The 9,988-nt window shown below is 45.4% G+C and carries 7 protein-coding genes; 5 read left to right on the top strand and 2 right to left on the bottom strand.

All coding sequences use genetic code 11. The features are described 5' to 3' along the window. Together A3756_RS28600 and A3756_RS04830 are read right to left on the bottom strand one after the other, a co-directional pair. The coding region (locus A3756_RS28600) for a hypothetical protein (protein WP_231875487.1) at positions 1-187 on the bottom strand (187 nt) is incomplete at its 3' end. 110 nt (positions 188-297) lie between these two features. Continuing rightward, on the bottom strand, positions 298-2,142 hold the full coding sequence (locus A3756_RS04830; protein ID WP_082865087.1) for a histidine kinase: 1,845 nt from the start codon (positions 2,140-2,142) through the stop codon (positions 298-300). 330 nt (positions 2,143-2,472) lie between these two features. Between A3756_RS04830 and A3756_RS04825 the strand changes: the two genes are divergently transcribed. From A3756_RS04825 to A3756_RS04805, 5 genes are all read left to right on the top strand, one after another. Continuing rightward, complete coding sequence (locus A3756_RS04825) at positions 2,473-6,216, top strand: nitrate reductase subunit alpha (RefSeq protein ID WP_068508662.1); 3,744 nt, start codon at positions 2,473-2,475, stop codon at positions 6,214-6,216. Positions 6,217-6,218: 2 nt separating this feature from the next. After that, on the top strand, positions 6,219-7,757 hold the full coding sequence (gene narH, locus A3756_RS04820) for a nitrate reductase subunit beta (protein WP_068508661.1): 1,539 nt from the start codon (positions 6,219-6,221) through the stop codon (positions 7,755-7,757). A gap of 1 nt (position 7,758) precedes the next feature. Beyond that, positions 7,759-8,523 carry a nitrate reductase molybdenum cofactor assembly chaperone gene (gene narJ, locus A3756_RS04815; protein ID WP_068508660.1) on the top strand — a complete coding sequence of 255 codons (765 nt, stop codon included), beginning with the start codon at positions 7,759-7,761 and terminating at the stop codon, positions 8,521-8,523. A gap of 4 nt (positions 8,524-8,527) precedes the next feature. Then, the gene (gene narI, locus A3756_RS04810) at positions 8,528-9,211 is read left to right on the top strand and encodes a respiratory nitrate reductase subunit gamma (protein ID WP_068508659.1); all 684 of its coding nucleotides are present in this window, start codon (positions 8,528-8,530) and stop codon (positions 9,209-9,211) included. A gap of 117 nt (positions 9,212-9,328) precedes the next feature. Continuing rightward, positions 9,329-9,988, top strand: a 660-nt coding sequence (locus A3756_RS04805) for a peptidylprolyl isomerase (RefSeq protein WP_068553005.1), incomplete at its 3' end; no start/stop codon positions are given.

Below are 9,988 nucleotides of genomic sequence, written 5' to 3'. Positions count from 1 at the left end.
AAGCAAATAAGAAAAAAATGAATAATGCGGCAACTCCAATTGCAGGAATTCGTTCTAGTAAGCGTTGGTGTCGATATTCCCTGAACTCACTTTCAAGTGACTGAGAAAACTTTATGAAGGGGAAGCGACGCTTGTTTGCATATTCGAGCTGAAGCTCTTCAACGCTTTTTTCGTAATGGCTTGTCATCGTTATTATTGGTCTTTTAAGCGATTAGAGTGAAGCGTTCTATGTTAGTTGGTGTGCAGAACGATGCCAAGTAAGGTCACCGCTCAAATGGGAGAAATGTGATTTGCGTGTTACGAGCGTATGATAACTTTACTTTCATCACTTTCTCTGAGGTAACTGGGTGAGAAACGAAGCTGGATTTGAGTACCTTGGATACCCTCTTGAGAGCTCTTAACAACTAGCTCACCGTTCAAGTGCCGACTGCGTTCTTGAATGATGGCCAGGCCATAATGATTTAACTTTTCTGGGTTGCTGGACAGCCCTACTCCATCGTCTTTAATTTCCAGTTGGATGGTTTTGTCAGTTTGCTGAAGTAAGCTAATATCCAGGCGTGTACCCTTGGAGTGGTTGACAGCATTCTGGCTGGCCTCACGAAGAATTTGTAGCACGTGAATTTCCTCAGAAGGACTCAAAGGAATATTCTTCAGTGAATTCTTCAGGTTAATGTGCATCTCGGTTCGCGCTCTCAATTGCTTAATGGTTTGCTCAATTGCGCCATGTAAACCTTTATCATCGATTTTTAAGCGGAAGGTGGTGAGTAGTTCACGTAAGTGACGGTAAGCTGATGAAAGGCCCTCACTCAGCTCATCAATAATTGGCTGTTGCATCTCATACTTTTTCTTATCGTGTGACTTTTGTAAGCGTGTTACTTGAATCTTCAGGTAAGAGAGCGATTGAGCTAGAGAGTCGTGAAGCTCTCGGGCCATTACTGTACGCTCACTAAGCATCGCCAAGCGGTGTTCTTGCTCTTTGGTCTCCTGTAAAGATAAAGCGATGGCTAGTTGGTCAGCGCTAGATTGGACCAATTTTTGTTGCCATAAGAGAAGGGGTTTGTCTTTCGATTGAGGTAATTTGATCACACCATACTGTTTTGCTTGATGAATGACTGGGTATCGATATATCAAAGCATCCTCAGCTAATTGATTGAAAGGTCCGTCACCGCGGCAGCCTTCACAGGTAAAGCGATTGCAAAGCTGTTCATCATCATCATGCATGTCAATCTGCAAATAAGGGCGTTCGCCTTGTGTCGTAAATAGGCAGAGCTCAATATCTTTAACCATTAGTATCATGCCTAGATCATTGATAATTTCTTGGTAATCCAGGCTCTTGTCTTGATCTTCCAGTACTTTCCTGGCAACGCCGAAGGAATATTCTAGGACGGTATTACTTCGTTTTAGTTCTTTGGTTCGTTCTTCAACCCGGCTTTCTAGCTGTTGATAAGTTTCAGCGATTGATTGGCTCATCTGGTTAAAGGTTTGTGCTAGTAAAGCCAGCTCATCTTTACCAGGAATGTCGATGTGCTGCTGGATGTAGCCATCACGAATCATTTTTGCAGCTTCTGTCAGGCGGCCCAGGGGGCTTTCTACACGGTTTTTAAGCAGATAAAAAATCAGGCTACCAACCAAGGTGGTAAACAGCATGGCAAATAATTGGAAGGTTCGAAGTGTGCGAATTTTTGACTCAGCTTCTAGCTGAAGCTCAGATACCAGAATATCGGTTAGATCAACTTGTTTGTTGAGCAAGGTAAGTGTTTCGGGGATTGGTTTTTCACCGTTCTTCAAACGTGGTTTGACGATCTCAAACCAATGCTGGTAGCCGTTTGTAAAAGCTTGTTCCAAGTCAGGGTTTGAAAGGGATGAGTGAAGGTTAGTAAAAAGGGTGTTATTCCAGGTTTGGTCTAGTTTTTCTATTAGCGGCCCGATGTCATTTGGGGAGTGAGTAGCGGTTAAGCCTATATGATAGGTCTGCATGCGCATTGAACCTGAGAGGTTAATCGCATGAGCATCGGAATCGGCTTGCTCTGTCACCCAAAAAGAAAAGAATATCGATAATAAGGTGATACCTATGATGGTAAACAGTGACAAGTTTATGTAACTCATCACTGAGTGAATGAACTGCTGATTGCGTTGTAACACGGGTAATACCCCTAAAAAGCCATAGCCTGATGTAGTAAGGCCGATAAAATAAAAATCTATTATATATCAATATCTTAAAAATAATTCACGATAACCCTAAGTGGGTAGTTTGGCTGTTTTATGACCAGAGCCGCCTGGTGTAAATTGATGCAAATCAATTTCAATATTCTTGCCCCTCCATATACTGAGAGCAATCGCACTAATGGAGTCGTGTTATGTACACAATACTGCCAATGTGCTTTGAATATCAATTGTTCAAAAATAATCGTTTGTTTGGCCATGACAGAAGTTAAGTGATGGGAATAAACAAACAAGGGTGAGGAACCACAAATGAGTCAGTTTTTAGACAGGTTACGTTTTTTCAAAACGAAAAAGCAGGACTTTGCCTCAGGGCATGGCGTAACAACCAACGAGGATCGTGGCTGGGAGGATGGCTATCGCCGTCGTTGGCAGCACGATAAAATTGTACGATCAACACATGGGGTCAACTGTACTGGCTCATGTAGTTGGAAGATTTATGTTAAGGATGGCCTGGTAACCTGGGAAACCCAGCAAACTGATTATCCTCGTACGCGCCCTGACCTTCCTAACCACGAGCCACGCGGCTGTCCTCGTGGTGCGAGTTATTCCTGGTACATCTATAGTGCAAACCGCTTGAAGTACCCAAAGGTACGTAAAGCTCTATTGAAGCTATGGCGCGAAGCTAAAGCCCAGCATAGTGACCCGGTTAAAGCTTGGGAATCGATTGTTAACGATCCGGCAAAAGCTAAATCCTACAAAGAAAAACGTGGTATGGGCGGCTTGGTTCGTTCTGACTGGAAAGAAGTTAATGAGCTGATTGCTGCTTCTAACGTTTACACTGCTAAGAAATATGGTCCTGACCGTATTACCGGCTTCTCGCCAATTCCTGCGATGTCGATGGTTTCTTATGCGGCAGGTGCTCGTTACTTATCCTTGATCGGTGGTAACTGCCTAAGCTTCTATGACTGGTACTGTGATTTGCCACCAGCATCTCCTCAGATTTGGGGTGAGCAGACTGACGTACCAGAATCTGCAGACTGGTATAACTCTGGCTACATCATTGCTTGGGGTTCTAACGTTCCACAAACGCGTACACCTGATGCTCACTTCTTCACTGAAGTTCGCTATAAGGGTACTAAGACTGTATCCGTTACACCTGACTACTCAGAAGTTGCGAAGTTGACCGATGAGTGGATTCACGCGAAGCAAGGTACTGACTCAGCAGTAGCGATGGCAATGGGCCACGTTATTCTGAAAGAGTTTCACGTAGATAAGCCAAGTGCTTACTTCACTGAATACGTGCGTACCAAGACTGATTTCCCTTACTTGGTTATGTTAGAAGAGTCTGATCAAGGCTTACAGCAAGGTCGCTTCCTAAGAGCCTCTGATCTCGATGGTAACTTGGGTCAAGAAAACAACCCTGAGTGGAAGACGATTGCAGTTAACGATGCGAGCAATGAGTTGGTTTCACCTACCGGTTCAATAGGTTATCGCTGGGGTGAAAAAGGTAAGTGGAATATTGATCAGCTAGACGGTAATACCGGCGAAGAGATCAAATTAGGCTTATCACTAAAAGATAGTGCAGACGAAGTGGTTGAAGTTTCCTTCCCTTACTTCGGTGGACAAGAGCACGAATACGGTTATTTTGATCATACTGATCACGATGCGAATCAACTACGTAAAGTACCTGCTAAGAAAATTAAGTTAGCAGATGGTAGTGAGAAGTTGGTTGCAACTGTATTTGACCTGACTCTTGCAAACTACGGTGTTGAGCACGGTTTAAACTGTGCAAATTCAGCATCAAGTTTTGACGAAGACAAGCCATACACGCCAGCATGGCAAGAAAAAATCACCGGTACGCCGCGTGAGCAGATCATCAAGATCGCACGAGAGTTTGCAGACAATGCAAACAAGACGACTGGTCGCAGCATGATCATTATCGGTGCGGCGATGAACCACTGGTACAACATGGACATGAACTACCGTGGCGTTATCAACATGTTGATGATGTGTGGTTGTATCGGTCAATCTGGTGGCGGTTGGGCTCACTATGTTGGACAAGAGAAGTTGCGTCCTCAGTGTGGTTGGCTACCGCTAGCATTTGGTTTGGATTGGCAGCGTCCACCACGTCAAATGAACGGTACCTCTTTCTTCTACAATCACGCAAACCAATGGCGTTATGAGAAATTGGAAATGGAAGAGGTTGTGTCACCTTTGGCTGATAAGTCTAAGTGGCAAGCTTCTATCATTGACTACAATACGCGTGCAGAGCGTATGGGTTGGTTGCCATCAGCACCTCAATTAGCAATTAACCCATTGCAGTTGACTAAAGATGCTGAGAAGGCAGGTAAAACTCCTCAAGAATACACGGTTGATCAATTGAAGAACGGTTCTTTGAAGTTTGCTTGTGAAGATCCGGATGATGTTCAAAACCATCCTCATAATATGTTTATCTGGCGTTCAAACCTATTAGGTTCGTCAGGTAAGGGTCATGAATACATGCTTCGTCACCTTCTAGGTACTAAGAACGGTCTTCAAGGTAAAGACCTTGATGAACGTGGCGCCAAGAAGCCAGAAGATGTTAAGTGGCACGATACGCCAGTCGAGGGTAAGGTCGACTTGCTAGTGACGCTAGACTTCCGTATGTCGACTACCTGCTTGTATTCAGATGTTGTATTACCTACAGCAACTTGGTACGAAAAAGACGATATGAATACGTCGGATATGCATCCGTTTATTCACCCTCTTTCTAAAGCGATTGACCCGGTTTGGGAATCGAGATCTGACTGGGATATCTTCAAAGGTATTGCCAAGAAGTTCTCTGAACTTTGTGAAGGCCACTTGGGTGTTGAGAAAGATTTGGTCACGGTACCGCTTCAGCACGACACACCAGGAGAGCTTGCTCAGCCAGAGGGTGTGAAAGCATGGTGGAAAGGTGAGTGTGACCTGATTCCAGGTAAGACGGCACCAAACCTAGCCGTTGTTGAACGTGATTACCCGAATACCTATAAGCGCTTTACTTCGCTTGGCCCATTGCTAGAGAAACTAGGTAATGGTGGTAAGGGTATTACTTGGAACACTGAAGATGAAGTGAAGTTCTTGGGTGAGCTTAACTATAAGCACACTGAAGAAGGCGCGCATCAGGGTCGTCCGAAGATTGAGTCGGCAATTGATGCCTCTGAAGTGATCTTGAGCCTGGCACCAGAAACTAATGGTCAGGTAGCGGTTAAAGCATGGGCTGCACTGTCAGAGTTTACCGGTAAAGATCACACACACTTGGCTAAGCCGAAAGAAGAGGAAAAAATCCGCTTCCGCGACATTCAGGCGCAGCCTCGTAAGATCATCTCTTCTCCTACCTGGTCAGGTCTGGAAGATGAGCACGTATCTTATAACGCAGGTTATACCAACGTACACGAGTTGATTCCATGGAGAACAGTGACAGGTCGTCAGCAGTTCTATCAGGATCATGAGTGGATGCGTGACTTCGGTGAAACCCAGTGCTTGTATAAGCCACCAGTTAACATGAAGACAGTTAAGCCTTTGTTAGACAAGAAACCAAACGGCAACAAAGAGATCGTATTGAACTGGATTACACCTCACCAGAAATGGGGTATCCACTCAACCTACTCTGATAACTTGTTGATGTTGACCCTTTCACGTGGTGGTCCGATTGTTTGGATCTCGGAAGTTGATGCAGCAAAAGCAGGCATCGAAGATAACGATTGGATCGAAGTGTTCAATGTTAACGGTGCCATTGCATGTCGTGCGGTCGTTTCCCAGCGTGTAAACGAAGGTATGAGCTTGATGTATCACGCACAGGAACGACAAATAAATATGCCGGGGGCTGAAACAACCAAGACACGTGGTGGTATGCATAACTCTGTTACAAGAGCGGTTATGAAGCCTACTCACATGATCGGTGGTTACGCACAGCAAGCATACGGATTTAACTACTACGGTACCGTTGGCTGTAACCGAGATGAATTTGTAATCGTCCGTAAGATGGACAAAGTTGACTGGTTGGACGAGTCGTCTGAAGAGCGAGGAGCATAGCGATGAAAGTACGTGCACAAATAGGCATGGTCCTGAACCTGGACAAATGTATCGGCTGTCACACTTGTTCTATCACTTGTAAGAACGTATGGACGAGCCGTGACGGTGTTGAATACGCTTGGTTTAACAATGTTGAATCTAAGCCAGGCGTGGGTTTCCCTAAAGAGTGGGAAAACCAGGAAAAATGGAACGGCGGTTGGGTCCGTGGTAACGATGGTAAGTTGACACCGCGTCAAGGTAACAAGATGCGTGTGTTGGCGAATATCTTCGGTAACCCTGACCTACCCGAAATCGATGACTACTATGAGCCATTCGATTACGACTACGAGCATCTGCATACTGCGCCAGAAAGCAAGCATCAGCCAACGGCTCGTCCGAAGTCGCTGATCACTGGCAAAATCATGGAGAAGATCAACTGGGGCCCAAACTGGGAAGAGATTCTAGGTACGGAGTTCGCTAAACGTAAAGTTGATTCAAACTTCAATGAAGTAGCGCAGAAAGACATCTACGGTCAGTTCGAAAAGACCTTTATGATGTACTTGCCACGCTTATGTGAGCACTGTTTGAATCCGGCTTGTGTTGCAAGTTGTCCTTCAGGTGCGATCTACAAGCGTGAAGAAGACGGTATCGTATTGATCGACCAAGACAAGTGTCGTGGTTGGAGAATGTGTGTATCGGGTTGCCCATACAAGAAGATCTACTACAACTGGAAGTCTGGTAAGTCAGAGAAGTGTATTTTCTGTTACCCACGTATCGAAGCGGGCCAGCCAACAGTTTGTTCTGAGACTTGTGTAGGTCGTATCCGTTACTTGGGTGTACTTCTTTATGATGCAGACCGTATCGAAGAAGCAGCAGCAACGCCGCTAGAGAAAGATTTGTACCAGGCACAGTTGGATATCTTCCTAGATCCAAATGATCCTAAAGTGCAAGATGCGGCACGCGCTGAAGGCATTCCTGATAGCTGGATTGAGTCGGCTCAAGCATCACCTGTTTATAAGATGGCAATGGACTGGAAAGTAGCGCTACCGTTACACCCAGAGTACCGTACGCTGCCAATGGTTTGGTACATCCCACCACTATCCCCAATCCAGAATGCTGCTGAGCAGGGTCGTATTGGTATGGACGGTGTGATTCCAGACATTAAGTCACTGCGTATTCCGGTACGGTACTTGGCTAATTTGCTAACGGCCGGTGAAGAAGCGCCAGTTGTGAATGCACTAGAAAGAATGCTGGCAATGCGTTCATTCAAGCGTTCACAGCAAGTAGAAGGCAAAGAAGATCTGGAAGTTTTGAAGAAGACGGGTTTAACAGCCTTACAGGTTGAAGAAATGTATCGTTACATGGCGATTGCTAACTACGAAGACCGTTTCGTCGTGCCATCAAGCCATAAAGCTTACGCAGAAGATGCTTACGACATGAAGAGTTCATGTGGTTTCAGCTTCGGCAATGGCTGTAGCGATGGTAACAACGAAGTCAACATGTTTGGTGGTAACAAACCAAGTAACCGAGCGAATATCATCGCGGTTTCAGGAGGTGACTAAGATGGATACTTCAAATGCGAAGGTGCTAGCTGTTGTATCTTGTTTGATGGATTACCCACGGGAAGACATCCTTCTTTACAAAGGTGAATTGGATCAAGTGGTAGCGGAGGCTGGCCTAGCGCCAGCCATCGAAACCAAGTTGCTGGCGTTTATTGAAAACCGGGCAGCGATGGATCTAATGGACTGGCAGAGTGAATACGGTGGTCTATTCGATCGTGGACGTTCGGTCGCGCTATGGTTGTTTGAGCACGTACACGGCGAATCCCGTGATCGTGGCCAGGCAATGGTAGATCTGGTCGATATGTACCGCGAAGCAGGTTTAGAGCTGGACAAGCACGAGTTGCCTGACTACATCCCCTTGTTCCTGGAGTTTCTCTCAACCCAAGGTAAAGAGAACGCCCAGAATTGGTTGCAGGAAATGGAGCATATTTTAGGCTTGATCCAGTGTCGCTTGGAAAAACGTAAAAGTGATTACTCGGTTTTGTTTGAGGCGCTTCTGGACTTTGCTGACAGTAAGATCGAATTGGACGAAATTCGTGAGCAAATCGCTGATGAGAAGCGAGATGACACGAAAAAAGCAATCGACAAAGAATGGGAAGAGGAAGAAGTGAAGTTTGGTGCTGAGTCACTAGATAAAAGCTGCGAGTCTTCAACGCGTCGACCCAGCGAAGCTCAGCGTCGTGACCAAGATATCCCGGTTAACTGGGTAGGTTTTGATGCCACGCCGTCCTCGTCACAATCTTCTATCTCCGATAAGAGAGGATAAGAAAATGGATTACTTAAATCATTTATTCTTTGGAATTTACCCCTACATTGCTTTGGCAGTGTTCGTTTTAGGTTCGATTGTGCGTTACGACCGCGATCAATATACCTGGAAAACTGGTTCAAGCCAGATGTTAGAAAGTGCTCAATTACGAAAAGGCAGCCGCCCTTTCCACGTGGGTATCATTATGGTTTTGATGGGGCACTTTGTGGGCCTATTAACGCCACATGTGGTATGGGAAACACTTGGCGTAAGCGATAGTTTCAAGCAAATGGTCGCAATGGGCATGGGTGGCTTCTTTGGCCTGGTGTGCTTATATGGCTTGGTGATTCTTGTTAAGCGTCGTTTAGGTAATGAGCGAGTGCGAGCGACTAGCTCAAGAATGGATATCCTTATCCTACTCTTGTTGTTGGTTCAGCTACTACTAGGCTTGATCTCGATCTTCGTATCGATGGGTCACCTGGATGGTGTTGAAATGGTTAAGCTAATGAGCTGGGCGCAAAATATGGTCTTGTTTAACGGCGTTGAAGCTTCAGCAGCGATTGCTGATGTTCACCCAATCTTTAAGCTACACGTAGCCTTGGGTATGACTTTGTTCTTGGTCTTCCCATTCAGCCGTTTAGTTCATGTTTGGAGTGTGCCAGTTAAGTACTTCTCTCGTAACTATCAGGTTGTACGTAGTAAGGCTTAATAGCCATCTTATCCCCGCAAAGCGCGGGGATATTTTCAAAGGGGTCAGACTCGATTGAAACCTTAGTTTCAATCGAGTCTGACCCCTTTGAAAATATAGACTAAGTTGGAGTTAGATATGATCCGAGTGAATCAAACAGAATTTGATGAAACAGCCATCGTCAAAGAAATGCAGTACCACGTGGCCCAAACGCACACGGAATCGAAAAATAAGGCTTGTGAGTCTCTGATTATCAGTGAGCTTCTTAAGCAGCGTGCTGAAGCTTTAAATCTAGCAGGTGGTGCAAAGAGCCAAGAAGCCCAGAGTACTGAAGATGCGTTTCTTGAAGCTTTGTTAGATACCGAAGTCGAAGTACCTTCGGCCAGTGAAGATGATTGCCGTCAGTATTTTGAAGCAAATCCTAAAAAATTCATGACCAGCCCCTTGGTCGAGGCGCGTCATATCTTGCTTGATGCATCACCCGATGATGCCAATGCTCGTTCCGAAGCAACGGAACTGGCAGAGCAACTGATTAAACGCTTACAAGAAAATATTGGGCAGTTTGAAGAGCTGGCCAAGATGCATTCCAAATGCCCTTCAAAAGAGACGGGTGGTCACCTTGGGCAGCTTGGTAAAGGCCAAACTGTGCCAGAATTCGAACGTCAGTTATTCAATTGTCCTGAAGGTTTAGCCAGTGCGCCAATCGAAAGCCGTTATGGTGTGCATGTTGTTTTCATTAACCACAAAGAAGAAGGTAAAGCTTTACCTTATGAGATGGTTAAAGAACGAATTTCTGAT

The organism is Oleiphilus sp. HI0086, assembly GCF_001635225.1.
The sequence above is the reverse complement of the archived record's forward strand: the minus strand, read 5'-3'. Positions and strand labels throughout refer to the sequence as shown.

What these genes read in the sequence shown, in the direction of transcription:
- A3756_RS04825 (WP_068508662.1), top strand. Translation starts at nt 2,473, where the DNA reads ATGAGTCAGTTTTTAGACAGGTTACGTTTTTTCAAAACGAAAAAGCAG.
- narH (WP_068508661.1), top strand. Translation starts at nt 6,219, where the DNA reads ATGAAAGTACGTGCACAAATAGGCATGGTCCTGAACCTGGACAAATGT.
- narJ (WP_068508660.1), top strand. Translation starts at nt 7,759, where the DNA reads ATGGATACTTCAAATGCGAAGGTGCTAGCTGTTGTATCTTGTTTGATG.
- narI (WP_068508659.1), top strand. Translation starts at nt 8,528, where the DNA reads ATGGATTACTTAAATCATTTATTCTTTGGAATTTACCCCTACATTGCT.